The 25,201-nt window shown below is 55.2% G+C and carries 20 protein-coding genes and 1 pseudogene; 5 read left to right on the plus strand and 16 right to left on the minus strand.

All coding sequences use genetic code 11. The annotated features are described in order from the left end of the window. Positions 1–2: 2 nt before the first annotated feature. The 4 genes from MPZ60_RS22030 to MPZ60_RS22045 are packed head-to-tail and all read right to left on the minus strand — an operon-like array spanning position 3 to position 4,458. Positions 3–863, minus strand: a complete 861-nt coding sequence (locus MPZ60_RS22030) for an SDR family oxidoreductase (RefSeq protein ID WP_080746141.1) — start codon at positions 861–863, stop codon at positions 3–5. After that, complete coding sequence (locus tag MPZ60_RS22035; RefSeq protein WP_080746142.1) at positions 853–1,890, minus strand: glycosyltransferase; 1,038 nt, start codon at positions 1,888–1,890, stop codon at positions 853–855. Before MPZ60_RS22035 ends, MPZ60_RS22030 begins: the two co-directional genes overlap by 11 nt. Then, a complete protein-coding gene (locus tag MPZ60_RS22040) occupies positions 1,880–3,064 on the minus strand; it encodes a glycosyltransferase family 4 protein (protein ID WP_080746143.1) in 1,185 nt (394 codons plus the stop codon). The genes MPZ60_RS22035 and MPZ60_RS22040 overlap by 11 nt, the downstream gene beginning before the upstream one ends. Continuing rightward, positions 3,061–4,458: a hypothetical protein gene (locus MPZ60_RS22045; protein WP_242881962.1), complete on the minus strand. Its 1,398-nt coding sequence runs from the start codon at positions 4,456–4,458 to the stop codon at positions 3,061–3,063. The genes MPZ60_RS22040 and MPZ60_RS22045 overlap by 4 nt, the downstream gene beginning before the upstream one ends. Positions 4,459–4,481: 23 nt before the next feature. Here MPZ60_RS22045 and MPZ60_RS22050 point away from each other — a divergent pair. Next, positions 4,482–6,034, plus strand: a pseudogene (locus tag MPZ60_RS22050) (IS3 family transposase). 1 nt (position 6,035) lies between these two features. Here MPZ60_RS22050 and MPZ60_RS22055 read toward each other — a convergent pair. The 4 genes from MPZ60_RS22055 to glyQ form a co-directional block, all read right to left on the minus strand. Beyond that, on the minus strand, positions 6,036–7,331 hold the full coding sequence (locus tag MPZ60_RS22055; protein WP_242881961.1) for a lipopolysaccharide biosynthesis protein: 1,296 nt from the start codon (positions 7,329–7,331) through the stop codon (positions 6,036–6,038). Then, a complete protein-coding gene (locus MPZ60_RS22060; RefSeq protein WP_034355294.1) occupies positions 7,332–8,759 on the minus strand; it encodes a mannose-1-phosphate guanylyltransferase/mannose-6-phosphate isomerase in 1,428 nt (475 codons plus the stop codon). 81 nt (positions 8,760–8,840) lie between these two features. Next, entirely contained in the window at positions 8,841–10,955 is a 2,115-nt protein-coding gene (gene glyS, locus MPZ60_RS22065) for a glycine--tRNA ligase subunit beta (RefSeq protein WP_034354541.1), read from the minus strand. A gap of 87 nt (positions 10,956–11,042) precedes the next feature. Next, positions 11,043–11,981 carry a glycine--tRNA ligase subunit alpha gene (gene glyQ, locus MPZ60_RS22070; protein ID WP_034354544.1) on the minus strand — a complete coding sequence of 313 codons (939 nt, stop codon included), beginning with the start codon at positions 11,979–11,981 and terminating at the stop codon, positions 11,043–11,045. Positions 11,982–12,370: 389 nt separating this feature from the next. Here glyQ and MPZ60_RS22075 point away from each other — a divergent pair, with 389 nt between their 5' ends. From MPZ60_RS22075 to MPZ60_RS22085, 3 genes are all read left to right on the plus strand, one after another. Next, on the plus strand, positions 12,371–13,480 hold the full coding sequence (locus MPZ60_RS22075; protein ID WP_012839909.1) for an SPFH and helix-turn-helix domain-containing protein: 1,110 nt from the start codon (positions 12,371–12,373) through the stop codon (positions 13,478–13,480). A gap of 29 nt (positions 13,481–13,509) precedes the next feature. Further along, a complete protein-coding gene (locus MPZ60_RS22080; protein ID WP_034354548.1) occupies positions 13,510–13,887 on the plus strand; it encodes a VOC family protein in 378 nt (125 codons plus the stop codon). Between the two features lie 88 nt (positions 13,888–13,975). Beyond that, complete coding sequence (locus MPZ60_RS22085; RefSeq protein ID WP_034354551.1) at positions 13,976–15,070, plus strand: TFIIB-type zinc ribbon-containing protein; 1,095 nt, start codon at positions 13,976–13,978, stop codon at positions 15,068–15,070. A gap of 106 nt (positions 15,071–15,176) precedes the next feature. On the opposite strand, the gene MPZ60_RS22090 is transcribed toward MPZ60_RS22085, so the two are convergent. The 4 genes from MPZ60_RS22090 to MPZ60_RS22105 form a co-directional block, all read right to left on the minus strand. Further along, positions 15,177–16,292 (minus strand): TIGR03364 family FAD-dependent oxidoreductase, encoded by a 1,116-nt coding sequence (locus MPZ60_RS22090; protein ID WP_034354555.1) that lies wholly within the window; start codon positions 16,290–16,292, stop codon positions 15,177–15,179. A 97-nt stretch (positions 16,293–16,389) separates the two neighbouring features. Beyond that, a complete protein-coding gene (locus MPZ60_RS22095; RefSeq protein WP_034354558.1) occupies positions 16,390–18,147 on the minus strand; it encodes a putative 2-aminoethylphosphonate ABC transporter permease subunit in 1,758 nt (585 codons plus the stop codon). Positions 18,148–18,149: 2 nt separating this feature from the next. Beyond that, entirely contained in the window at positions 18,150–19,226 is a 1,077-nt protein-coding gene (locus MPZ60_RS22100) for an ABC transporter ATP-binding protein (RefSeq protein WP_034354561.1), read from the minus strand. Between the two features lie 187 nt (positions 19,227–19,413). Continuing rightward, complete coding sequence (locus tag MPZ60_RS22105) at positions 19,414–20,463, minus strand: putative 2-aminoethylphosphonate ABC transporter substrate-binding protein (protein WP_034354564.1); 1,050 nt, start codon at positions 20,461–20,463, stop codon at positions 19,414–19,416. Positions 20,464–20,809: 346 nt separating this feature from the next. On the opposite strand from MPZ60_RS22105, the gene MPZ60_RS22110 reads away from it, so the two are divergent. After that, a complete protein-coding gene (locus tag MPZ60_RS22110; protein ID WP_034354568.1) occupies positions 20,810–21,676 on the plus strand; it encodes a LysR substrate-binding domain-containing protein in 867 nt (288 codons plus the stop codon). Here the strand turns inward: MPZ60_RS22110 and rfbC are convergent. The 4 genes from rfbC to rfbB all read right to left on the minus strand — a co-directional run bounded on the left by rfbC (position 21,673) and on the right by rfbB (position 25,144). After that, entirely contained in the window at positions 21,673–22,224 is a 552-nt protein-coding gene (gene rfbC, locus MPZ60_RS22115; RefSeq protein ID WP_034354572.1) for a dTDP-4-dehydrorhamnose 3,5-epimerase, read from the minus strand. The genes MPZ60_RS22110 and rfbC overlap by 4 nt on opposite strands. Then, on the minus strand, positions 22,221–23,108 hold the full coding sequence (gene rfbA, locus MPZ60_RS22120; RefSeq protein ID WP_034354574.1) for a glucose-1-phosphate thymidylyltransferase RfbA: 888 nt from the start codon (positions 23,106–23,108) through the stop codon (positions 22,221–22,223). The genes rfbC and rfbA overlap by 4 nt, the downstream gene beginning before the upstream one ends. A gap of 63 nt (positions 23,109–23,171) precedes the next feature. Further along, positions 23,172–24,077, minus strand: a complete 906-nt coding sequence (gene rfbD / locus MPZ60_RS22125; RefSeq protein WP_034354577.1) for a dTDP-4-dehydrorhamnose reductase — start codon at positions 24,075–24,077, stop codon at positions 23,172–23,174. A gap of 2 nt (positions 24,078–24,079) precedes the next feature. Continuing rightward, on the minus strand, positions 24,080–25,144 hold the full coding sequence (gene rfbB / locus MPZ60_RS22130; protein WP_034354580.1) for a dTDP-glucose 4,6-dehydratase: 1,065 nt from the start codon (positions 25,142–25,144) through the stop codon (positions 24,080–24,082). Between the last annotated feature and the right edge of the window lie 57 nt (positions 25,145–25,201).

The following is a 25,201-nucleotide window of genomic DNA, read 5'->3' on the forward strand; positions in this document are numbered from 1 at the left end:
TATTAATGAAAATTGTGCATTGATTGCACTAAATCCTGCCAAGGAGCTGGCTGAAATCCTGTAGCCTTACGGAAGCGCGTGGAGTCCAATGAACGATCAATGATCAATTGATCATCTGGCTGGATCTCGATCTCCTTTCCATAAACCTTAGCCACTATTTCCAATAAGTCAAACTTATTGATCGGCTCCGCTGAAACATGATAAATACCATTAAGTTCTGGATGGGGAATAACGTTATTATGAACCAGACGTGCAATCTCTACGGTAGGAAGTCCAGAAAATACTGCTCGCCGAAATCCCTTTACAACCCCTTGCTGAGCAAGAAACCATCCGACAAGACTACGTGCTCCGCTCAATTCATGCCCTATTATCGAAGTTCTTAAAGTAATTGCATGGGGATAGTCAACCTCACCTAGCAACTTACTTCGACCATAAATATCCCTAGCGTCTGGGGCATCACTTTCAACATACATTCCTTTGCATCCCGAGAACACACAATCGGTACTAAAGTGTATTAATCTAGCTTGAGCCATCTCACACAAAGAAGCCAGGCGATGCGGGAGCAAAGAGTTTATTGGAATTGCAGCCAAAGCACTTTCCGACGCCGAAATCTGTTTTACCAAACCAACACAGTTAATAACCACCGATGGTCTAACAGACGAGAATAAACTGATTAATCCATCTAAGCTCTCGACATCCACCCCCGAAACAATCCGTGGCCTCATCGCATTGGGAAATAACAAAGAAGAATCTGAAGAGCGCACACTCCCCCAAACTTCATAAGAAGAAAATTGTGATAAGAATCTAAAAATAGAGCTCCCCAACATTCCGGAAGCTCCAATAACAAGAATTTTATGCATCATTTTTTACCTCAAAAACTTCATTCAAGAAATCGGAAGGAGGAGTAAAGAAAAAATTGGGATCCTTGTATTGCATAAACCTCTTAACTGCACGAGCTATTGACAAAGGAGACTCTGGATCAAAAGTTTGAACTGGAGCGCAGACATCTCGGACGTAGTCAAGCTCTGACGCGATTATAGGAATACTCAACATACTGGCCTCCACCAGAGGAAGACCAAAGGACTCTACCAAAGATGGGTATATCAAGGCTTTAGACGATTTATAAAAAGAACATATATCTTTGTGCGGCACATAACCTATGTCAAAAATTTTTACTTTATTTTTTTCCACAAACTCTTTGAGCAGAACCTTGACCTTCGAGTCTCTGTCACTTAATGTAATCGCCAAACTCGGATATATTCCCTCTTCACTCAGAATCTTCCAAGCAGAAAACAAATTCAAGTGGTTTTTATGCGCCTCACCATCGGCAACATAAATAAAATCCCACTTATCTTTACCACTCATCGACTCATCTAGGCTCAAAGAGCCAAAAGGAGAAATATTTACCCTCTGGCTTCTTCTATCAATCTTCCCCAAGAGAAGGTTTTTCATTGAAACCGTTTGCACAAAGAAAGTGCTGACTTTCTTCTTCAAAAGAAAGAATAATATTCTTTCAATCGAAATTCTAATCCTTGTCTTTAATTTAAAATTCTTTAACTCAACTTTATCTATGATAATTCTGTTTTGAATAAAAATTACAACATCAGAATTACTACTTATTAATGGAGGAATACCATTAAGACACAAAATTCGCGTCTTATGAGAAGATGACTTCCAAAGATCTATCTCCGAAAGGATCCGACCAACCACCCCCCCTCGCACCCAGAAAATGTCTTCATCATTTTCTTCAATACAACTTATTTTCTTGAACCGCAAATCCAAATAATATTTTACACCAGAGTTTCTTGAGCACCTTATTAAATCATTCAATAAAACAGCGCCGCCCCCGGCATGGATATTTGGAGCGAAAATTATATTGTTATTTTTCATAATCTTTAATTAACTCCAAGAACTTATCCACCCTACTGTCCCATGAAAAATTTTTTATCATTAAATCCCTTGAGTTTTCCCCAATATTTTTAGCGATATTCTTATTTTTCAAGACAAATTGAATTTTTTCAATAAATTGAGATTCGTTATTGGCAATCAATCCATGCGTAGAATCAATAAACCCTTCAATCCCATTGAAGGCGGTTTCATCCCCAATAACCACACATGCAGCAGCCATAGCTTCAAGTACTTTATTGATTGTTCCATAGCCCTTGAATATAGGAGCAACAAGTATCTTGGATTTAAAATAAAATGGATCTAACTCATCAACAAAAGGTATATATTTAATTGATAATTTTCCAAAGAGCTCAATATCTTTACTTGTTGCACCTTTACCAATAATAATAAAAGATGGACGAGGCTCACTCAATTTAATATAAACATTATTAATAAACCATTTTAAAGAATTTTTATAAAAATCATCTAGCGTTCCAACGAATATTAAATCATATTCCTTATCCGAACACCCTGTGAAGTAATTTTCAGAAACACCATTTTTTAGTTCTATTATATTGAGATTGTTATTCTTTTTGCTCTCGAAAAAATCCACTTCTTTCTGAGACTGAACAGCCACAAAATTCGCTTTCTCTAGCAAACCACTCTCGATAGAAGACATTGCAGAAGCTCTCATCCCATAAAGCTTCCGAAGCAGGAAATTGTTCTTTTTCTTTGATAAGGCACGCAATGTTAATTCATAGGAATCATTAACTGATGCAACTACATTTCCTGCATCTATACTAAAATCCTTCCTAAATTTCAACCACAAGGCAAAAGGACGAATTGGACTGGCCCATACCAAATCATAAGACTGTAGAAATTTGTACGAATCTTTGGAAGTAGCAGCAATTTCCCAGCTCTCAAAAATTGCTTCGTCACCACGCAACTCATTAAAGAGCCCCTTGAATTTATTCTTCCGACTCAAAGGAACTCTATGAACATAGTTAACAGACGACATCAAATTGGCATCAACGGGATAATTATCCCCTGTATCAAAATACAATAAATCGACCAAATGCCCTTTTGAATGAAATGACTTAATGAAGTTTGCAACCGGAATAGTCACACCATTTCTCGCCGGAAATGGAAATTCATCCACTACAAAAAGTATATTCATATCTTCCTCTGGCCTACAAGATAGCTAAATGCATATATTATTACAGAGAAAACAATCATTTTTTCAACTCCTCCATAATAGCCATCTGCGCACAGATAAATAATTAGCGCAGGAAGAGATCCTAGCAAACAGTATTTCAAAATAAAATTATTTGATTTATATGTCAATAATATAAGTAAATTAATAAAAAATCTAAAAGAAAATCCATAAAGAACACATAAAAATACATCATCTAAAATTGCAAGCATTCCTAGAACTCCAGGAGCAAATGTACTTTGCACCGAATCAGGCTGTCCTAGCAGTTCTTGAGCAATATAGAAATCTAAAGTCTTTTGATTAAATAAATTTCCAGGAAATATTCTATCCAGAAAATCAAAAAATAAATACCCAGAAGAAAAAGCACCTTTAACCAAATTATTTTCGATTAACGAAACACCGAAAAAAGTTCCCTCCGTCAATCTATTAGAAAATGGATTAATATCATAAATATTGGACGAAATTTCCCCTCCCCCCCCTCTGACATAATCCGCAATAGGATTCAAAACAAATACATAAATGAGTAATAGCAGCAGCAACGGGAAAACCAACTTATAAATTTCTTTATATTTTCTTCTTGATACATACCCAAAGAAAAAAGATAAAAATATATTCAATAATGGACTTTTCCAGCCGCATGTCAGTTTATATACTACATATCCAGCAATTAAAAATAATAGAGTTTTTTTGTACTTCAGAAAATACTCATCATCGAAACCTATAGCAAAACTAAAGAGGCATGCCAAATAATCTATTGGAAATGCATAATAATAAACACCGGAATTTTCAAGGGTGGTTGAACGCCCCGCTATATTATAATCAAACAAGAAACTAAACAAGATCATAAAAAACAACGAGGCAGAAAACCAAAAAATAGAACCTCTCACAACAAAATCCGAGCGCGAAGAATTAATATCAATTTTTTTTATTCTAAATTTCACTAAAGAGCCAACCCACCATCCCAGGATGCAGAAAATCACATAAGAGATAGACGAATTAACTGTTTTTGCTTCTACAAATACTTCTCGAAAATTACCATCCACAAAAGTATTAAAGCTACTCCACTTCAATAAAGAAATTAAAGGAACTCCAACGAACAAAGTTATACTTATATAAAATACAACATCAAATACATCACCTTTTTTTATTATGAACATTAGGAACAAAAGCAAAAAAACACCAAAAAAATACGAATTCAAATTGGCTGCATAAAAGGAAAATGAAAATACAAAAAAAATTGGGAGCAATAACGAAACAATGGCACCGCCATTATAATTAGCCTTTATTAATACTATTTTACTTTCCCCCGCTGTCAGAATAGTTGGAACCTCTACAGATGTTAGAGTTTGAATATCCAACCTGGGGCAGAGAGAAGGTTCCCATGAAGTATTCCCCCGAGCGGCGCGAAGCCATCTTGGCCAAGCTGGAAGCGCCGTATAACCGTACCGTCAATGATCTGGCTGGCGAGGAAGGTATCTCAGCTGCCACGATATACAACTGGCGAAAGCAAGCCCGTAGCACGGGCCGATTGCTTCCAAACGCCTCCCCCACCACGGAAGGCTGGACCTCGGCGCAGAAGTTCAATGCGGTACTGGAAACCGCTGCGTTGACCGAAGAAGAGCTGTCCGAGTACTGCCGTCGCCGTGGTCTATATCCTGAGCAGATTCGTCGCTGGCGCGCCAGTTGTGAACAGGCCAATGATCGGTCTGACCAAGCCGCCGCACGGCAATCAGAAGCGACCAAGGCCGAGCGCAAACGCATACGGGAGCTAGAGCGGGAGTTGCGTCGCAAGGACGCCGCCTTGGCTGAAACGGCAGCATTGCTGGCGCTGCGAAAAAAAGTCCAGGCGATCTGGGGGGACGAGGAAAAATGACCAATGCCACAGATCGCCGTCGGATTGTAGAGTTGGTCAACCAAGCCAGAGCGGCCGGTGCGCGCCTGCGTCATGCCTGTGGCGAGCTGGGAATCGGGCAGAACACCTACCGGCGTTGGTCGGCAGGTGGTGAAGACCAGCGGCCTCACGCGACACGGCCAAGGCCGGCTCATGCCCTGACGCACAAAGAACGCCAGGCGGTGCTGGATGTCTGCCACCGACCGCAGTTTGCCAGCTTGCCTCCGGCGCAGATTGTTGCGCGGCTGCTGGATGATGAGCAACGGTATCTTGCCTCGGAGTCGACCTTCTATCGCATCCTGCATGCGGCGGGAGAACAGCGCCGTCGTGGTCGCCAAGCCGCGCCCCAGCGCAAGGGCCCGCCACGGCGCCATCGTGCCGACCACGCCAACGCCGTGTGGAGCTGGGATGTGACTTATCTGCCGACCCGGGTTCGCGGCCAGTTCTTTTATCTGTACCTGATCGTCGACATCTACAGCCGCAAGATCGTGGGCCACGAAGTCTTTGAAGCCGAGAACATGGCCAACAGCGCGCAGGTCGTTCAACGAGCGGTACTGCGTGAGCAATGTGGTCACCGGCCGCTGGTCCTGCACGGCGATAACGGCTCGGCGATGAAGGGTTCGACCATCCATGCCAAGCTTGAAGAACTCGGCGTCACACCGTCGCACAGCCGTGCCCGCGTCTCGAACGATAACGCCTACTCTGAATCCTTGTTCCGTACCTGCAAATACCATCCCGCCTTCCCTGTGGCTGGCTTTGCCGACCTGACCGACGCCCGCAAGTGGGTGGGGCAATTCGTGTATTGGTACAACGAACAGCATCGCCATAGCGAGATCCGTTACGTCACGCCCGCTCAGCGCCACGCCGGCCAGGATCACGCCATTCTTGCCCGGCGCCATGCCCTTTATCAGATCGCTCGCGCTCAGCATCCTGCACGCTGGTCGGGCAATACTCGAAACTGGCAACCCGTAGGCAGCGTTTGGCTGAATCCAGAGAAGGAAACGACCGTTATCCATGTGCATAGTGAACTAGAAGCAGCATGACTCATGTTCCAACTACATTGACAGACGCCGCTTTCCATATTATATGTTTTCTCGCAAATAGAAAGGCAATAAGACACTGCGCCCCAAAATATATCGGAACAGCTAGCGCCGCTCCATTTAAGCCGTAACGATATATAAATATGATGCCTACACCAACAGATATCAGAGCACCATAAAATTCAGTCACCAAAATCGCTCTTGTATTTTTATGTGTATAGCAGATTCTATTAGCCACATAAGACAAAACAAGCAAGCCATTACCAGCAATAATCCAAGGGAGCAAATGCGAAACATCTCTGTAACTCTCACCAAGAAATACGCGCGCGATATATGACTGAAAAAAATATGCAACAAAAAAAGCAATAGATACTCCGACAATGATCAAGGCGCTCCAAGAAAGAATATATTTATTTTGCTGCCTAAAGTTTCTCTCAATTACAGCAGAAACATAAACAGGTCTGACTGCTGACTCAATTACCGACCCCATCATTAATATTGGTTTACTTGCCAAGCTGTAAATCGCAACATACAAACCAACGTCAGTTGCACTTAGCAAGCCTCCAATAATGTACCTGTCAGACATCCCTGAAATCCAACCGATTATCCCTAGAGGCAATAAAGGTAATGTATATAACCATATCTCTTTATTAAGAGAATTATCTTCATTTTTTGGCTTAACTATTCTCAGTTTGAATTCTTTATCTAAGAAGCTTTTCACGAAAAAATATGATATGACAGCCCCCGCCAAAGAGCCTGCCAGCAAAAAAGTCAAGCTGCTTTCAAAAATATATACAAATCCTGCGCCAAATAAAGGACGAAGCCATGAGTCTAATACAATCCAAATTGAGCTAACTTTATGAGACCTCTTTGCATTGAGAAAGGTCACGTGCTCAAGTCGTAAGACTTCAAAAAAAATCAAAAAAATGACAAAAAATAAATCAATTATCGTAAGATAATCAAATATCAAACACACTATTGCAATGATTAGCAATACAGGCGACAAAAAAAATAGCAATCTAGATACTTGACCTTGTGCTATTTCCCACAAATCATGTACTTCTCCGCTCTGAGAAAACTTCGGATAATACGTAAATACAGCTTGCATCGTTGGATTAACGAATCCATTCGCAATCAGTATAATAAGGCCAAGTATTAAGCTATACCTTCCAAATATTTCCGCAGGGGATATTTCAGTTAAAAATCTAATTCCTATTAACTGACCTATACCAGCAAATACACTTAAGATCAATAGCCAGAATCCATCAGAGATAACTGATTGCTTTATTTCTTTAGACACCTAATTAGCTCTTCCATACCGATCGAAAATTCTTACAATATCATCTTCTCCCAAATAGTCTCCACTTTGAACTTCAATTATTACCAAATCTAGCATGCCAGGATTTTCCAATCGATGCTGACATCCCGCCGGAATATAGGTGGATTCATTTGCGCGCACAAAAAACTCTTTTTCACCATTAACGACCTTCGCCATCCCACTCACCACAATCCAGTGCTCACTGCGATGATGGTGCATTTGCAGGCTTAAGCTTGCACCTGGTTTGACTTCAATGCGCTTCAGCTTAAAACGAGCACCTTCACCAAGCACTGTATAGCTCCCCCATGGGCGACTTACCGTGCGGTGCAATTTATAGGCTTGATGTCCTTTTGTTTTTAGATTAGCAACGACTTTTTTTACGTCTTGTGCATGCGAAGGGTCGACAACCAACAATGCATCAGGCGTATCGATAATCATGAGATCATGCACACCAACCGCAGCCACTAGACGCTCATCGCTACGCACAAAGGTGTTATGACTATCAACAAACACAACGTCATCACATGTTGAGCGGTTCCCATTTTTATCGGGAATGGACAAATCACTAACAGCAGCCCAGGATCCAATGTCACTCCAACCAATATTGGCAGGAATCACTACGACATTATCGGAGCGCTCCATGACCGCATAGTCAATAGAAATATCAGGGACTTGACTAAACACTTGGGCAGGAATTTCAAGCATCTCGCTGTGATTTTTTGCTTTTCCCATTGCATTCCAGCAGGCCTGAACTGCATTTGCAACATCGGGCGCATGCAACGCCAGTTCATCGAGCAATACGCCTGATTGGAAACAAAACATCCCTGAGTTCCACAGAAAATTCCCCGAGGCGACGTATTCAAGCGCGATATCCAAGGACGGCTTTTCAACAAAGCGTGCAGCTTTAAAACCAGCGGCACATGCCTCGCCAGTTTCTATGTATCCAAATCCAGTCTCTGGAGAGGTTGGAACAAGGCCAAAAGTCACAAGCTTTCCAGCCTCTGCGCTAATCCGCGCAGCAGAAACCGCTTCTGCGAAGCGCTCTTGATCTTGAATCAAATGATCTGCAGGTAAAACCAACATCACTGCATCTCGGCCATGATTCGCGGCAACAGCGCTTGCCGCCAAAGCAATCGCAGGAGCTGTATTACGCCCGACGGGCTCCAACAAGAATGTCCCAGTAGCTCCTTGTCCAAGCAAGGACAGTTCGTCCTTGCTCATAAAGTAGTAGTCCCGGTTGGTGACTGTCATCAGCACGCAGTCCTCCGCAACCGCTGCTGCACGCCGGTAGGTCTTCAGCAGCAAGCTCTCGCCATCTGCCAGTTTCATAAAGGGTTTGGGGAAGCCTTCACGAGAGACAGGCCATAACCTGGTGCCAGCGCCACCAGACAAAACAACGGGAACAATCATCTTTTTATCCATGAACAAATGCGTCACGTTGCATGTATCTAAAACTGTGCGACCACTAAAAAGTGGTCACTGCAACTTTTTTTAAGCAGCAATTCTTGCAAGATCCGCCACGCGATTCATTGCGATGTGCAAGCTGGCCAACAACCCCAGTCGATTGGCCCTGAGCGCAGGATCTTCGGCATTGACCATGACTTGCTCGAAGAACGCATCGACCGAGGCACGCAATGCTGCCAGGGTTTGCAGGCTGGCGGTGTAATCACCTGCTGCAAACTGTTGCAGGGCTTTGGGCGCCACTTGCTGCAGCACCGCATACAGGTCTTTTTCGGCTTGCTCTGCCAGCAGTACCTCATTCACATGGGGCTGAACGTCGGTCTCGGCCTTCTTCAGGATATTGCCCACACGCTTGTTGGCCGCGGCCAGGGCCGCTGCTTCGGGCAGGGTCGCAAAGGCGCGCACGGCTTCCAGGCGCTTTTGCACGTCGGACAGGCGCTGGGGTTGCAGGGCCAGCACGGCTTCCACTTCCTGGGCGCTGTAGCCTTGTTCGCGGAACATATTGGCCAGGCGGTCGTAGATGAATTCGACCAGTTGGGGCGTGGCGTCCTGGATCTTGTCGCCAAAGGCGGGCAAGGTGCTGACCAGCAGGGTTTCCAGATCCAGCTCCAGGTCCTTTTCGACCAGCATGCGGATCACGCCCAGCGCATGGCGGCGCAGGGCGAAGGGATCGCGGTCGCCGGTGGGCAGGTTGCCGATACCGAACATGCCGACCAGGGTTTCGAGCTTGTCGGCCAGGGCCACGATCACGCCAACATCGCCACGCGGCAGTTCGTCGCCGGCAAAGCGGGGCTTGTAGTGGTCTTCGATGGCATCGGCCACGGCCATATCCAGGCCGTCGTTCTGGGCGTAGTAGCGGCCCATGATGCCTTGCAGCTCGGGGAACTCTCCCACCATGTCGGTGACCAGATCGGTCTTGGCCAGCATGGCAGCCTGGTCGGCCAGACGGCCCAGCTCGGAGTTGCCCAGCTGCTGGGCGATGCTCTTGGCGATGGCGCGTACGCGCGCGATGCGCTCGCCCTGGGTGCCCAGCTTGTTGTGATAGACCACCTTGTCCAGTTGCTCTACGCGGCTGGCCAGGGTCTTCTTGCGGTCCTGGTCGAAGAAGAACTTGGCGTCCGCCAGGCGGGGGCGCACCACACGTTCGTTGCCGCCGACCACGGCCGACGCGTCCTGGGGCTGGATGTTGCTGACGATCAGGAACTGATAGGTCAGCTTGCCGTTGGCGTCCAGCAGCGGGAAGTACTTCTGGTTGGCCTTCATGGTCAGGATCAGGCATTCCTGGGGCACGGCCAGGAATTCCTTCTCGAATTCGCAGACCAGCACATTGGGGCGCTCGACCAGGGCCGTCACCTCGTCCAGCAGGGCCGGGTCGTCGATGGGGCGCACGTCGCCGCCAATGCGTTCGGCAGCCGCCTGCAGTTGGCGGGCGATATCGGCACGGCGCTCGGTAAAGCTGGCGATCACGGCGCCCTCTTCGCGCAGTTGCTCGGCATAGCTGTCGGCGTTCTGGATGACCACGGGGTCCACAGCTGCTTCAAAGCGATGACCATGTGTGGCAGCGCCGGCGGTCAGGCCCAGGGCCTTCACGCCGATCAGCACCTGGGTGCCATGCATCACGACTAGGCCGTGGGCCGGGCGCACAAAGTGCACGCTGGTCCAGCCGTCCTGCAACTGGTAGCGCATGACCTTGGGGATGGGCAGCTTGGCCAGCGCTTCGTCCAGCGCCTTTTGCACGCCGTCGGTCAGCAGCACGCCCTTGGCTGTGGATTCGTAGAACAGGGCTTCGGCCTTGCCTTCGCCCTGGCGCTTCAGAGCGGCCACTGCGGATTCGTCGGCCCCCAGGGCCGCCAGTTTCTTGAGCAGTGCCGCCGTGGGCTTGCCCTCGGCATCCAGCGCCACCGAGACAGGCATCAGCTTTTGCGAGACAGCCTTGTCTTCGGCCTGGGGCAGCACTTCGGTGATGTGCACGGCCAGACGGCGGGGCGACGCGTAGGCCGTCAGGCGCGACTCGGTCGATGCCAGCAGTCCCTGGGCCTTGAGCTGCTCGAAGATGACAGCGGCAAAAGCATCGCCGAGCTTTTGCAGTGCCTTGGGCGGCAGCTCTTCGACAAACAGTTCAACCAGTAGATTCGATGCGTTCATGATGATCTTGATAGCAGCCAGCGCTTGCTAGATCCAGGCTGGCCGCTGAAATTTGGGGATATGGGTCGAAATGAAGCCTGAAGCCGCTTATGCGGCTTTCTTGGCTGCCTGCTCTGCGGCCTTGGCCAGCTCGGCCAGCACCTCGTTGGCATGGGCCTTGGGCGCCATGGGGAAGCCCAGGCGCGCGCGGCTGTCCAGATAGCTCTTGCCCACGGCGCGGGCCAGGTTGCGGATGCGGCCGATATAGGCAGCGCGCTCGGTCACCGAGATGGCGCCACGGGCGTCCAGCAGGTTGAAGGTGTGGGCGGCCTTGAGCACCTGCTCATAGGCGGGCAGCGCCAGTTGGGCGTCGATCAGCTGATTGGCCGTACCTTCATGAGCTGCAAAGGCGCTGAACAGGAACTCGGCATTCGAATGCTCGAAGTTGTAGGTGGACTGCTCCACCTCATTCTGGTGGAACACGTCGCCGTAGGACAGGCCGTCGGTATAGACCAGGTCGTACACCGATTCCTTGCCCTGCAGATACATGGCCAGACGTTCCAAGCCGTAGGTGATTTCGCCGGTGGCAGGCTTGCAGTCGATGCCGGCGACCTGCTGGAAATAGGTGAACTGGGTCACTTCCATGCCGTTGAGCCAGACTTCCCAGCCCAGGCCCCAGGCGCCCAGCGTGGGGTTTTCCCAGTCGTCCTCGACAAAGCGGATGTCGTTCTTCTTCAGATCGAAGCCCAGGGCTTCGAGCGAGCCCAGGTAGAGCTCGAGAATATTGTCGGGTGCGGGCTTGAGCACCACCTGGAACTGGTAGTAGTGCTGCAGGCGGTTGGGGTTCTCGCCATAGCGGCCGTCCTTGGGACGACGGCTGGGCTGCACATAGGCGGCCTTCCAGGGCTCGGGGCCGATGGCGCGCAGAAAGGTCGCGGTGTGTGAGGTGCCGGCGCCGACTTCCATGTCATAGGGCTGGAGCAATGCACAGCCCTGTTCGGCCCAGTAGGACTGCAGTTTCAGAATGATTTGTTGGAAGGTCAGCATGACTTGTATACGTTCGCACGTCAGCAATCACTGGCGATTGCGGACGGCATCTTCATTAAGAGGTGTTCTGGGCGGTATCGACCGCATAAGCGGTAGATTCTAAGTCTGTGCCACTGATCACGGGCGTAGTCTGTCTGCGCGGCCCCACAGCGGGCATTTTCACGAAACGGCCCAGCCGGTGATTTCAAAATGTGAAAAGCAAAACGCTAGCACTTACCACCCATGAATAGACAGTTTCAGCATCAATTGACCATGAAACCATTGGATAGCGAGTGCAGTGCGCTCACTTTTTAACAATTTCCGCGCAACTGCCATGCATCCCGGAACCGGCTGCTGCGGTTTGCCTCCTAGAATGATTCCTTTCCCGTCATCCTCATTCGGAGCACGTCATGGATTTCATGAAAATCATCACCAAGCAACTGATCGAAATCATCGAATGGACCGATGATTCGCGCGACACGCTGTCGTATCGCTGGCCCGATGAAGACAAGGAAATCAAGAACGGCGCCCAGCTCATCGTGCGTGAGTCGCAGCAGGTGCAGTTCGTCTCCGAAGGCCAGTTCGCAGACCTGTTCAATCCGGGCCGCTATCTGCTGACCACGCAGAACATCCCTGTCCTGTCCACACTGCGCGGCTGGAAGTACGGCTTCAACTCTCCCTTCAAGTGCGATGTCTACTACATCAACACGCGCTTGTTCACGGGCAACAAATGGGGCACATCCAACCCCATCATGATGCGCGACAAGGACTTTGGCGTGATCCGTCTGCGCGCCTTCGGTACCTATGACTTCCGCATCACCAACGCCGCCCTGTTCCTCAAGGAAGTGGCGGGCACGGACCAGAACTTCCGCATCGACGAGTTTGCCGACACCATGCGCTCGCGCATCGTCAGCATCTTCTCCGAAGCCCTGGCCAAGGCCCAGGTGCCGGCACTCGATGTGGCCCAGCGCTACAGCGAGCTGGGCGACGCCCTGCTGCAGCTCATCAACCCGGCTGTCAGCGAGAAATACGGCCTGGAAATCACCAGCTTCCTGCTGGAAAACGTTTCCGTGCCGCCCGAGGTGGAGCAGGCCATCGACAAGCGCTCCAGCATGGGCGCCATCGGCAACCTCAACGACTATGTGAAGTACCAGATGGGCCAGGCCATGGCCAATGGCGGCGAAGGCGCTGCGGCGGCCACCATTCCGGCCACCATGGCCATGGGCTTCGGCATGGCCCAGGAAATGATGAAGGGCATGCAGGGCGGTGGCGCGGCAGGCGCCCCGGCCGCTGCTGTGGCAGACCCCTTCTCGCCGGCCGCGGCGCAAGCCGCACAGACGCCTGCCGCCCCGGCCGCCGCCGGCCTGCAGGTGCTGACTCCCGCCCAGGCGGCCCAGGTGCTGGGCGTGGCCGAGGCCGACGTACTGGCCGAAATCCAGGCCGGCAACCTCAAGGCCCGCCAGATCGGCAGCCAGTGGCGCATCGCCCAGGCTGCGCTGGACGAGTTCCTGCGCGGCTGATCCCCAATCCATGGCCTCGGGTGCACGTCATGAATGAACACAAACCGGTTTTCATCAGCACCACTCCGGTGCTGGCATCGCTGGACATGGCGCGCACCGTGGCTTTCTACGCCCGCGTGCTAGGCGCCAGAACCGTCCACGCCCAGCCCGGCAAGTACGCCATCGTCTCGCTGGGCGGGCTGGAGCTGCATTTCTGGGCCTGCCAGGACCCGGAGATTCCCAGGCAGACCAGCTGCCGCATCCAGGTGGCGGGAATTGCCGCCCTTCATGCGCAGTGTCTGGCCGAGCACGCGGTTCACCCCAATGGCGGTCTGCGCCAGCAGCCCTGGGGCACCCAGGAATTCAGTCTTCTCGACGAGGATGGCAACTGCGTGACCTTCTACGAAACCCATCCCGCTGCCGCCTGAACCCGTTTTTGCCGTGGCCACACCCGCTTCTTCCTCTCGCTCTTCCGGATCTGCATTCACCCCTGTCTCCGAGACGGCGCCTCCCTCCATGGTGGGCCGGCATGTCTGCCCCGAATGCGGCGGCAATCTGGAGTGGAATGCCAAGGCCCAGTCGCTCAGATGTCCTTACTGCGGCACCGTCGTTCCCTGGAGCGAGCAGACGCAGCCCGAGCCGGGGCGCTCCGTGGTGGAGCAGGATCTGGCCGATGCCTTGCGCAACCCGGCCAGCGGTCGCGGCTGGGGCTCGGACGAGCGCTATGAGGTGCAATGCCAGAACTGCCGTGCCATCTCGGTGTTTCTCGGCAAGAACGTGGCCCAGCGCTGCGACTTCTGCGGCTCGCCGGCCATCGTCGCCCATGAGGAGCGCAGCGACGCCATCACGCCGCAGAGCATCCTGCCGTTCAAGATCAGCGACGGCCAGATTCGCGACAAGATCCGCCAGTGGTATGGCAGCCGCTGGTTTGCGCCCAGCAAGCTCAAGAGCGCCGCGCTGACGGACACGCTGCACGGCGTCTATCTGCCCTACTGGACCTTTGACGCCCATGCCAGCGCCCAGTGGTGGGCAGAGGCCGGCTATTACTACTACACCACCGAGTCCTATCGCGACGGCAACGGCAATCTGCAGACCCGCCAGGTCCAGCATGTGCGCTGGGAGCCGGCATCGGGCAGCTTGCAGCATTTCTTCGACGATGAGCTGGTGCCGGGCACCGTGGGCGTGCACGCCCATCTGCTGCGCCAGGTGGAGCCCTTCCCGACCACCACCGACCTCAAGCCCTACAGCCCGGAGTTCGTGCGCGGCTGGACAGTGGAGCGCTACCAGGTGGACCTATCCAAGGCCGCCAGGATCAACGAGGAAGACATGGACAGTCAGTTGCGCAGCATGTGCTCGCGCGAGGTGCCGGGCGACACGCAACGCAATCTGCAGGTCCAGCGCCAATACTCGGGCCGCAGCTTCAAGCACACGCTGGTGCCAGTCTGGCTGGTCGGCTACACCTATGGCAGCAAGACCTACCAGATCGTGGCCAATGGCTATACCGGCCAGATTGCGGGCGAGCGGCCTTACAGCTGGGTCAAGATCATGTTTGCCGTACTGGCCGCCATCCTGCTCGTCATGCTGATTGCGCCGCTGTTCGTGCAGCAGTGATGCTCATTTTTTGATAGCTATTTGCGCTTAATAGATATAGCTTTTGATTTTATTTTCTTGAAATTCAAGAACCTACAAGCGCCAGCAGCTATTCAATCCGTAGCAGCTACCAGGCCTTCCACACCTCTTCGGCCAGACCAAACGCCGTGCTCGCGCCCGAGCCGCTGGTCACTGCCACCACACGTGTCGCGGCATCGGGCGCTTTGACAAAACAAGGGGCTTCGGCACTGGAGGGGTAGATGCCCGTCCAGCGCTCCACAACCTGGGCCTTGTCGATATGCAGCGCCTCGTGCATATGCCGCAGCATGAGCTGGTCGACAGCTTCGCTGGCAAAAGGCTGGGGCGCGCTGCCGTAGTGGTGCGAATCGCCGACCACCAGCGAACCATCGGCGCTTTGCACGGCAATCAGGTGGATGCCGTGCTTCAGGCTTTCGGTCTCCTCGCGCTCCAGCTCGGCGCGCAATGCAGTGGCTTCGGGCAGTGCGCTATAGCCTTCGTAGCGCACCAGGCTCAGATCCCCCATGACCGATCCTTCGAGCTTGAAGCCCGCTTGCGGCTTGACGCGCAGCATCTGCAACTGGCATAGCTGGACCTTGTTACTCGCCCATTCACCTGCAAACAAGCCGCCCGGATCGGCGTTATTGCAGACCACCACGCGCTCTGCGTGGTACTTGCCACGCGAGGTGGTCACGCGCGGCGTTGCCACCTCCGTCACGCTTTCGCTATAGGCGAAATCCACTCCCAGATCCTGCTGCAACCAAAGGGCCAGTTGCGGGATGGCGGTGCGCGACTCCACGCGCAGCTCGTGCGGGCTGTAGAGCACGGACTGCAGCCCGTCGGTGCGCAGCGCCGGATGGCGCGCTGCGGCCTGGGCTGGCGTCAGCAGCTCACAGCCTTCGCCCATTTCGGTGTGCATAAAGGCTTCAAGCACTGCAGCGGCAGCAGGACGGCGCGCCGTCAGCCACAGGCCGGCATGCAGGACATCGATACCGGCCTTGGGGGCAATCTCTGCCCAGACATCGCGTGAGCGCATGGCGCGCCGCCAATGGGCGCCAGCGCGCTGGCCCGTGATGGTGACAAAACCGAAGTTGCGAATCGAGGCGCCCAGGCAGGCGCCGTCGCGCTCTATCACCAGCACGGAGCGGCCGCGCGTGGCAGCGGTATAGGCATGGGCCAGGCCGACAATGCCGGCGCCGACGACGATCAGATCGTAATTTTTCATAGCGTTACAGAAAAAGCAGACAAGCCAAGTCCCTGCCACAGCGCCAAGGCGATGCAGCAAGAGACGTTCGGAGAATCAAGTGATGTGGAGAAAGTCCTCAGCGCTGGCGCCAGTGCTGGGTACGCCGCTGCAGCCAGGCATCCAGCAGCGCAATCAGCAGGCGACCGGCGGCTGCGGTCGCAAAGATCAGCGTGGCCATGGCGGCGGCGGGAGCGATATCGCCCGCGTCATCCATGGCCAGCACGGCCACCGAGGCCAATGTGGTTTCGGGCGAGTACAAGAAGACCACCGCCGACACCGTGGTCATGGCATTCACGAAGAAGTAGCCCGCCACCTGCATCACCGCAGGCAGGCACACGGGCAGGTGCACGCGCCACAGCAGCGTCCAGAACGGCAGGCCCATGGAATCGGCCACGCTTTCGTATTCGGCATCCAGCTGCTGCAAGGCGGTGAGCTGGGTGATGTGCGCCACCGAGAAAAAATGCGCGACCGTGCACAGCACCAGAATGCCCATGGACCCGTACAGAAAGTGCAGTGGATTGCTGCCCGCATTGAAGAACAGGATATAGCCCAAACCCAGCGCCAGCCCAGGCACCGCCATGGGCAGCGTGGCTACTGCGTGCAGCCACTGGCGCGCGCGGCCCCAGCCCGTGGGCCTGGCCACCAGATAGGCGCTCAGAAAGCTCATCAACGCACCGATCACTGCCGTGGCCACGGCCATGGTCAGCGAGTTGGCGTAACTGGCCCAGCCGCCGCCGTCCATCATGTCGAACTGATAGTGCTTGAAACTCAGGCTCAAGTTGTAGGGCCAGAAGCTGACCAGGGATGCCAGCACGGCCATGCCCATCATCGCCAGCAGCGCCAATGCCATCAGGCTGCAATACACCAGTAGCGCGCGGTCGAGCGCCGCACAGGGCTGCGGCACCAGAGGCACGGCCCGCACGCTTATGGCAGCGGCCTGCCGGGCACGCAGATGGCGCTCGGCAGCAAAGGCCAGGCCCGCAGGCACCAGCAGCAGCATGGCCACCACGGCACCCATGGACAGGTTTTGCTGGCCAATCACCTGCTTGTAGATATCGGTGGCCAGCATCTGCGTGTTGCCGCCAATCACCTTGGGCACGCCAAAGTCGGTGACCACCAGAACGAACACCACAATCCAGGCAATCATCAGCCCGTAACGACTGGCTGGCAGCGTGACCTGGCAGAAGCTGCGCCAACGGCCCGCGCCCAGCGTGGCGGCAGCCTCATACAGGCGCGCATCGCCCGAGGCCAGCGTGGTGCACAGAATCATCAGCGCATGCGGAAACGTCCACAGCACCGAGCCAAGAATGATGCCAAACGGGCCGTAGGCCGTGCCGCCCAGCAGCCAGCCCTTGAGCAGACCCTGCGCGCCAAAGAGATAGATCAGGCTGATGGCCATGAGCAGCGACGGCGCCAGCAGCGGCACCAGGGCAATGGCGCGAAAAAACCTGGCCAGCGGCATGCAGCTGCGCATCACACCATAGGCATAGCCATAGGCCAGGGCCACACACAAGGTGCTGCTGACGGCCGACAGCCACAGGCTGTTGAACAGCGACTGGCCTACGCCCGGCGTTTGCGCATAGGCGAGGTACTGGGCCAGGCCCGAGAACCTGCCATCGGCCGACACAAAGCTGTGGCCCAGCAGCGCTCCCACGGGCAGTGCAATGGCCACCAGCAGCGCGCTCAGCAGGCCCAGCACCAGCGCGCCCAGCCAGAGCTTTTCCCAATGGAAAAATCGCGTTTTCCGTGGCGCAGGGCTGATGCGGTGTTGTTGGCACGATGCCGCTACGGGCGCATAGCTCCGCACGGGCAGCGCAGAAGAAGAGACATCCATGCTTATGCCGCCTTTCGCAGAAGCTCGGGTGCTCCCAGCGCCTGCAGCGCAGCAGCCGGCAACTCCACCAGCACCTCGCCCCGCAGCCAGTCGGGCAGACGCGCGTCATGGCGCAGCGGCCATTGCACATCGATCTGGCATTGCAGCGTGGTGCTGAACACGCGCACCAGGACCAGCGAGCCCAGGAATGAGGTCTCGACCACCCGTGCGCGAAACAGATTGGGCAATGCTGCAGGCTGGGCCGGGTGCAGCACCACGCTTTCGGGCCTCACACCTACCAGCAAGGCATCACCGACCTCAAAACCGGCAGTACAGCATTCAAGCCGCCCCTCGCCCACGCGCACCGCGTCGCCCGACTCGGCCACGGCGGGCAGCAGATTCATGCGGCCCACAAAACCGGCCGCAAAGTGGCTGACCGGCTTGGCGTAGAGCTGCTCGGGCGAGCCCTGCTGCTCGATACGGCCCTGATGCATCAGCACCACCCGGTCAGCCATGGAGAGCGCTTCTTCCTGGTCGTGCGTGACCATCACGCAGGCAATGCCCAGCTGACGCTGCAACTGGCGGATTTCGCTGCGCAGTTCGGTGCGCACCTGGGCATCGAGCGCGGACAGCGGCTCGTCCAGCAACAGCAGACGCGGGCGCGGCGCCAGTGCGCGGGCCAGCGCAATGCGCTGCTGCTGGCCGCCCGACAATTGCGCCGGATAGCGCTGCGCCTGCGCACCCAGGCCTACCAGAGCCAGCATCTCCTGCACCCGGGCCTGCACTTGCGCCGCAGGCTGGCCCTTGAGACCAAACGCCACATTCTGGGCCGCCGTCAGGTTAGGAAACAGTGCGTAGCTCTGGAACACCACGCCAAAGCCCCGGCGCGCGGCAGGCCAGCGCGTGATGTCCTCGCCCTGAAACAGAATGCGGCCCGCGTCGGCCTGCTCGATGCCGCACAGAATGCGCAGCAGCGTGGTCTTGCCGCAGCCCGAAGGGCCCAGCAGACTGACGAACTCGCCCCCCTCCACCAACAGGTCAATGTCGCGCAGCACCGGCTGGTCCCTGTACTGCTTGGCGATATGGTCAATGCGCAGCATGTATCTCTTTCAACGTGCAAACAATCCGAAGGTCGTTCCGATCTGTATCGCTCGAAATGCCCACCGCTGCATGTGCAGACCCGTTTCGCCAGTGACAGCGAGCAAGGGCAGCCCCGCAGCGAGGCTGTCGTCCCCCTCCGGCGCTCAGCGCCAGAGAGGGGGAAGGCGCGAAGCGCCTCAGGGGGTGTTATTTCTTCTCCGCCTTGGCTTCGTACCGACGCGACCATTCGGCCAAGATACGATCGCGGTTAGCCGCTGCCCAGTTGAAGTCGTTCCTGGCCAGGCGCTTTTCCAGATCGGCCGGAATGAACTCGTGCTTTTCCTGGGCCTCGGGAAGGGCCAGCACGGCAAAGTTAGCGGCGTAGAGCTTGTTGGCGTCAGGCGTCACCGCCCAGTCGGCCAGGGCCTTGGCCGCGTCCTGCTTTTTGCTGGTCTTCAGAATGGCGGTGGCTTCCACATCCCAGCCCAGACCTTCCCTGGGGAAGACGATGTCTATGGGCGCACCATCCTTCTTGGTCTTGTTGGCCCGGTATTCAAAGCTCAGGCCCACAGGGAACTCGCCCGCGCCGGCCTGGCGGCAGGGCTTTGAGCCGCTGTGCGTGTAGACGCCGATGTTCTGGTGCAGCGCATCCATATAGGCCCAGCCCTTGTCCTCGCCCATCATCTGCAACCAGGCGGCCACCATCAGATAGCCCGTGCCGCTGGACGCCGGGTGGGGCATGGTGATCGAGCCCTTGAATTCGGGCCTGGTCAGGTCGGCCCAGCTGGCAGGCGTGGGCAGCTTGCGCCTCGGGCCTTCCACGGTGTTGAAGCAGACGGCGGACGACCACAGGTCCATGCCCACCCAGGTCGGCGTGGCTGCCGGATCGCGCATGGTGGAGCGCACCTTGGCCAGGTTTCTGGGCGCATAGGGCTGCAGCATGCCTTGCTTGTCCAGCAGCATCAGCGAAGTGGCGGCCACGCCCCAGATCACATCGGCCTGGGGATTGGCCTTTTCGGCCAGCAGACGGGCAGTGATGATGCCCGTGCTGTCGCGCACGAACTTCAGCTCGATCTCGGGATGGGCTTTTTCAAAAGCCGCTTTGTAGGCCTTGATCTGGTCGGCCTCCAGGGCCGAATACACCAGCAGATCGGTCCTGGCGTGGGCCGCGGAGGCCAGGCCCAGCAAAGCCGTGGCAACCGTGGCAAAGGCGATCAAGGTGAAGCGGCGAGTGGCGGGGGCAAAAGCGTGGCGCATGAATAACAGTCCCTTGGATTGATCGTTGCCGCCCGACCAACACGGCCGTTTGCGACATGAGGGAACTGTAGAAATTCACTGTGAAACGCCTGTGTCACAGAACTGAAATCTGGCAAAGGCGTCATCAGCAAACTTTGTAGTCATCGCGCTGCGCCAGCGTCCGCCATCGAGATGCTATTGATTCGAAAGCAACTTACGCCTTACCTGTCTCATATTTCTTTATAAAACCACCTAAAAGACATTGCTTATATGCGCAAGAAGCTATTGAAATAAAAGCTGCTCATCCGTATTACCGGCTGCAGCGTTCATGTTGAAATCCGGGCACCGCTTTCTTGAAGACCTTGTCATGTTTGCCACACAGCTCAAATCCTTTTTCTGGGTCGCCCGCCTCGGCAGCATCACCCAGGCAGCGCGCCAGCTGGGGCTGAGCCAGCCCACGGTCACGGCGCAGATCAAGGCCTTGGAGGAGCAATATGAAGTCGAGCTGTTCACGCGCCAGAGCGGAAGACTGGCCATCACCGATGCGGGCCTGAAGCTGCTGCCGGAAATAGAGAAGCTGCTGCTGCAGTCGGCCCAGATCGAATCGGCGCTGCGCCAGTCGGGCCATGTCAACCAGGGCCAGCTACGCATAGGTGCCACCGCCCCCTACTATGTGCTGGACATCGTCAAGCGCTATCAGCAGCAATATGCGCTGGTGGAAGTGAGCATCGTCAACGGCAATTCGCGCCAGATGATTCAGGCGCTGGCCGAGTACCAGGTGGATCTGGCAACCTCTTCGCACCTGGACACCGACCCGCGCCTGCTGCGCCTGGAGCTGGGGCGCGACCCGTTGGCCCTGGTCGTGCACCGGCAGCATGCGCTGGCCAGGCAGAAGTCCGTAGCCATCAAGGATCTGGCAGAAAACACGCTGATCCTGCGCGAGCGCGGCTCCATGACCCGGCAGCTGACCGAGCAGATGCTGGAAGCCGCCCAGGTCAGCCCGCAACGAGTGCTGGAAATTGCCAGCCGCGAGTCCATACGCGAAGCCGTGATCCGCCAGATGGGCATCAGCATTTTTGCGCGGCACGAAGCATCGGCCCACCCTGAACTCGTCGTTCTCGACCTGCAAGGCGAGGTTCCCTGTCTTCCCGAATACCTGTACTGCCTGCGCGAGCGGCGCGATGCGCAGCTGATTCAGCCGTTTCTGCACCTGGCCGAATCAGACCAGACTTAATCGAACAGTTCGGCCTGCGTGAATGCAGGCTGATGCTGATCTTTTTCGGACAAGGAAAAGTCGATGTCGAGCTGTGGCCAGGCAATAGCTATGTCGGGGTCATTCCAGAGCAGGCCCCGATCCGACTCGGGCGCGTAATAGGCTGTGGCCTTGTATACAAGGTCCGCCGTATCGCTGAGCACCACAAAGCCATGGGCAAAGCCCGGCGGAATCCAGAGCTGGTGGTGATTCTCGGCACTCAGCTCCGCTCCCACCCATTGGCCAAAGCTGGGCGAGCTGCGGCGAATATCCACTGCCACATCAAACACCGCACCGGAGATCACACGTACCAGCTTGCCCTGGGCATGGGGCGGCAGCTGGTAGTGCAGCCCACGCAGCACGCCCTTGCTGCTGCGACTGTGGTTGTCTTGAATGAACTCGTGGTTCATTCCCGTGGCCTGGTTGAAGATATCCTGGCGAAAGCTTTCCACGAAAAGCCCTCGCCCATCTCGATGAATCGTGGGTTTGAACAGCTTGATCTCGGGGATCGCAGTCGGAACGACCTTCATCGCACTCCAGCCTCCAGACATTGCATCAGATACCGCCCGTAGCCGTTCTTGAGCAACGGCCTTGCCAGTTCGGCGAGCTGAGCGGCGTCAATCCAGCCGGCACGAAATGCGATTTCTTCCGGGCACGCCACCTTCAACCCCTGACGCTGCTCGAGGGTGGCAATGAATTGACCTGCCTCCAGCAGACTGTCATGGGTGCCAGTGTCGAGCCAGGCATAGCCTCGCCCCATCAGCTTCACATTGAGCTGACCTCTTTCCAGATAAATACGATTGATGTCTGTGATTTCCAACTCGCCTCTGCCAGAGGGCTTGAGAGTCTTTGCAATCTCGACCACTTGCGAATCGTAGAAATACAGCCCCGTCACTGCGTAATTGGATTTTGGCTCGACCGGCTTTTCCTCTATCGAGAGCACCTGCCCTTGCTGGTCAAACTCCACCACCCCGTAGCGGCTGGGCTCCTGCACATGATAGGCAAACACCGTCGCTCCACCCTGGGTCTGATTGGCAACTTTGACCAAGGTCTGCAGATCATGGCCGTGGAAAATATTGTCTCCAAGCACCAGCGCGCAGGAGCCCCCTCCCAGAAAAGACTCGGCAATCAAAAAAGCCTGGGCCAAACCATCAGGGCTGGGCTGCACCTCATACTGAAGGTTCAGGCCCCACTGGCTGCCATCGCCCAGCAGTTGCTGGAAGCGCGGCGTGTCCTGCGGGGTGCTGATGATCAGAATGTCCCGGATGCCCGCCAGCATCAGCGTGCTCAGCGGGTAGTAAATCATGGGCTTGTCGTAGATCGGCAGCAGCTGTTTGCTGATGGCCAGGGTGGCGGGGTGCAGACGGGTGCCGGAGCCGCCAGCCAGAATGATACCTTTGCGCTGTGTCGTCATGATGAATCAATGGATGGCTTCCAACGCTTTACCGATAAGCCTTGGAAGCGAGTTATTTGAAAATTACAGAATTTCGCGCAGCATGCGCTCCACGCCTTGCTGCCATGCGGGCAGATGCAGTTGCATGGTCGCTTGCAGCTTTTGCGTATCCAGGCGCGAGTTCAAGGGCCGCGCGGCCGGAGTCGGGAAGGCCGTGGTCGGCACGGCGGCAATGCTTTGCACCTTCCAGCCCAGATCAGGACGCAGGCTTTTAGCGCGCTCAATCACATAGCTGGCATAGGCATGCCAGTTGGTCTCCCCTGCCGCAACCAGATGGTAGAGACCTCCATCGCCTTCGTGGGCGCTCACATGGCGCACTGCATGGGCCGTGACATCGGCGATCAGATCGGCGCCGGTGGGGGCACCCCATTGATCGTTGATCACGCTGAGCGCTTCGCGCTCCTGCGCCAGGCGCAACATGGTCTTGGCAAAGTTGCCACCACGCGCTGCATAGACCCAGCTGGTGCGAAAAATCAGATGACGGCAATGCGTGGCCGCAATCCGCTGCTCGCCCTCCAGCTTGGTGCGGCCGTAGACCGATAGCGGCCCGGTCGCATCACCCTCCTTGCGTGCCGCACTGCCGGAGCCGTCGAAGACATAGTCGGTGCTGTAGTGCACCAGCAGGGCTCCCAGGCTTTTGGCTTCCAGCGCCATGACTTCAGGGGCTTCGGCATTCAGGCGCAAGGCCAGATCCGGCTCGCTCTCGGCCTTGTCCACTGCCGTATGCGCTGCGGCATTGACGATCACATCCGGGCGTACGCTGCGAATGGTCTGCGCCAGTGTCTGCAGATCGCCGACATCACCGCACAGGCCATTCCCATCCACATTCACGCTCTGGCGATCCAGCGCAATCACCTCACCCAAAGGGGCGAGACTGCGCTGCAGCTCCCAACCGACCTGACCGTTCTTGCCCAGCAGCAGCAGCTTCATGTTTAAGTCTCGCCGGTGTATTGCTTCTGCACCCAGTCACGGTAGGCGCCCGACTGCACATTGGCCACCCACTCGGGGTTGGCCAGATACCACTGCACGGTCTTGCGAATGCCGGTCTCGAAGGTCTCGGCAGGCTTCCAGCCCAGCTCGCGTTCCAGCTTGCGCGCATCGATCGCATAGCGGCGATCATGGCCGGGACGGTCGGTCACATAGGTGATCTGCTCGGCATAGGCCTTGCCATCGGCGCGCGGGCGCAACTCGTCGAGCAAGCTGCACACGGTCTTGACGACATCGATATTGGCCTTCTCGTTCCAGCCGCCCACGTTATAGGTCTCGCCCAGTTGGCCGGCCTCCAGCACACGGCGGATGGCGCTGCAATGGTCGCGCACATACAGCCAGTCACGCACCTGCATGCCGTCGCCGTAGATGGGCAGCGGCTTGCCGGCCAGCGCATTGACAATGACCAGCGGGATCAGCTTTTCGGGGAAATGCAACGGGCCGTAGTTGTTGCTGCAGTTCGTCGTCAGCACCGGCAGGCCGTAGGTGTGATGCCAGGCTCGCACCAGGTGGTCAGAAGCCGCCTTGCTGGCCGAGTACGGGCTGTTGGGCTCGTAATTGTGCTCTTCGGTAAATGCAGGATCGGTCGGCGCAAGCGTGCCATAGACCTCGTCGGTGGAGACATGCAAAAAGCGAAAACCGGACTTGGCCTCGCCTTCCAGGCCATTCCAATAGGCACGCACCGCCTCCAGCAGGCGGAAAGTGCCCACCACATTGGTCTGGATGAAATCCTCGGGGCCATGAATGGAGCGGTCCACATGCGACTCTGCCGCAAAGTTCACCACGGCGCGAGGCTGGTGCTGCGCCAGCAATTGCGCCAGTTGTGCACTGTCGCCGATATCGGCCTGCACAAACACATGACGGGCATCACCCTTCAAGCTGGCCAGATTCTCCAGATTGCCCGCATAGGTCAGCTTGTCGATATTGATCACGGGCTCATTCACATGCGCCAGCCAATCGAGAACAAAGTTGGCGCCGATAAAGCCTGCACCGCCGGTTACGAAAATCATAGAGAGCTGCCTCTAAATTTCAGTGATAGCGATAGAAGAGCCCAACCCACGGCCATC

Origin of the sequence: Comamonas sp. 7D-2 (genome assembly GCF_022749555.1) — a bacterium.
Lineage (GTDB): Bacteria > Pseudomonadota > Gammaproteobacteria > Burkholderiales > Burkholderiaceae_C > Comamonas > Comamonas thiooxydans.

Coding starts and splice junctions, on each gene's coding strand:
- MPZ60_RS22110 (WP_034354568.1), top strand. CDS start 20,810: ATGTTTGCCACACAGCTCAAATCCTTTTTCTGGGTCGCCCGCCTCGGC.
- MPZ60_RS22090 (WP_034354555.1), bottom strand. CDS start 16,292: ATGAAAAATTACGATCTGATCGTCGTCGGCGCCGGCATTGTCGGCCTG.
- MPZ60_RS22105 (WP_034354564.1), bottom strand. CDS start 20,463: ATGCGCCACGCTTTTGCCCCCGCCACTCGCCGCTTCACCTTGATCGCC.
- MPZ60_RS22060 (WP_034355294.1), bottom strand. CDS start 8,759: ATGATTGTTCCCGTTGTTTTGTCTGGTGGCGCTGGCACCAGGTTATGG.
- glyS (WP_034354541.1), bottom strand. CDS start 10,955: ATGAACGCATCGAATCTACTGGTTGAACTGTTTGTCGAAGAGCTGCCG.
- rfbD (WP_034354577.1), bottom strand. CDS start 24,077: ATGAAGCTGCTGCTGCTGGGCAAGAACGGTCAGGTCGGTTGGGAGCTG.
- rfbC (WP_034354572.1), bottom strand. CDS start 22,224: ATGAAGGTCGTTCCGACTGCGATCCCCGAGATCAAGCTGTTCAAACCC.
- MPZ60_RS22085 (WP_034354551.1), top strand. CDS start 13,976: ATGGTGGGCCGGCATGTCTGCCCCGAATGCGGCGGCAATCTGGAGTGG.
- MPZ60_RS22035 (WP_080746142.1), bottom strand. CDS start 1,890: ATGAAAAATAACAATATAATTTTCGCTCCAAATATCCATGCCGGGGGC.
- rfbB (WP_034354580.1), bottom strand. CDS start 25,144: ATGATTTTCGTAACCGGCGGTGCAGGCTTTATCGGCGCCAACTTTGTT.
- MPZ60_RS22030 (WP_080746141.1), bottom strand. CDS start 863: ATGATGCATAAAATTCTTGTTATTGGAGCTTCCGGAATGTTGGGGAGC.
- MPZ60_RS22075 (WP_012839909.1), top strand. CDS start 12,371: ATGGATTTCATGAAAATCATCACCAAGCAACTGATCGAAATCATCGAA.
- MPZ60_RS22095 (WP_034354558.1), bottom strand. CDS start 18,147: ATGGATGTCTCTTCTTCTGCGCTGCCCGTGCGGAGCTATGCGCCCGTA.
- MPZ60_RS22100 (WP_034354561.1), bottom strand. CDS start 19,226: ATGCTGCGCATTGACCATATCGCCAAGCAGTACAGGGACCAGCCGGTG.
- MPZ60_RS22040 (WP_080746143.1), bottom strand. CDS start 3,064: ATGAATATACTTTTTGTAGTGGATGAATTTCCATTTCCGGCGAGAAAT.
- MPZ60_RS22080 (WP_034354548.1), top strand. CDS start 13,510: ATGAATGAACACAAACCGGTTTTCATCAGCACCACTCCGGTGCTGGCA.
- rfbA (WP_034354574.1), bottom strand. CDS start 23,108: ATGACGACACAGCGCAAAGGTATCATTCTGGCTGGCGGCTCCGGCACC.
- glyQ (WP_034354544.1), bottom strand. CDS start 11,981: ATGCTGACCTTCCAACAAATCATTCTGAAACTGCAGTCCTACTGGGCC.